1 protein-coding gene is annotated in these 757 nt (G+C 45.4%); it reads right to left on the reverse strand.

The annotated features are described in order from the left end of the window. Nucleotides 1–757, reverse strand: a 757-nt coding sequence (locus tag AABK37_RS41665) for a group II intron maturase-specific domain-containing protein (RefSeq protein WP_432557223.1), incomplete at both ends; no start/stop codon positions are given.

Genomic DNA, 757 nt, shown 5'->3' on the forward strand with positions numbered 1-757 from the left:
TTACCCATTCTTGTACTCCAATAAACCAGGTTTCCGTCGTATGGTGACGATTCGCCTTTGACTTTGACATGTCGAACTATTGGAGTGTCGGCATGGTTTAGTAACCGAAGTGGGGTTAACCCTTCGTTCTTGGTTGCGAATACCCAGTTATCATCGCCTATGGATTGCCAATACCTTTTTGACACCGATTCCCCGCTCTTTTTTGGGTGGCGGCGTTTTGCCCAAGCGCTTAACTTTTGGTACGTGAGGTCGTCAATGTCTGAGTAAGCAATCTTGCTTACCACAGTCGCGTAGTAGTTAGCCCATCCCCTGATAATTGGGTTTAAGTGTCTGATTAGCGCCGCTTGCGGTGCTGCCTTGTGAGCTTCAATAACTAGTGCGATTTGTTCGTAATGTACCTTTTGCTTTTGCTTGCTTGGGGTGATGATTGTTTTAAAACCCTGTTTCGAGTGATACTTTCCTTGTGGAAATTGTTGTATCGTAAAACCAAGCAAGTCAAACCCTGGTTTTTCTTGCTCATACTGGTTGAGAGTGTGAGTAAGTCTCGTTTTGCTGGGCTTTAGTTCCAAACCCATGCCTTGTAACCATTCAGAGATAATCTCTTTACATCTTTGGACAACGGTTAAGTTTTCGTGGAGAATCACGAAATCATCGGCGTACCGGATTAGGCTGAGGGCATAACGGTTATCCCGTTTACCATGACCACTTCGGGTGGGCAGGGTTTGTGCATACTGTTTAATCCGTTCTTCCATCCCGT

The sequence above is a fragment of the Tolypothrix sp. VBCCA 56010 genome (assembly GCF_050875635.1).
Taxonomy (GTDB): domain Bacteria; phylum Cyanobacteriota; class Cyanobacteriia; order Cyanobacteriales; family Nostocaceae; genus Hassallia.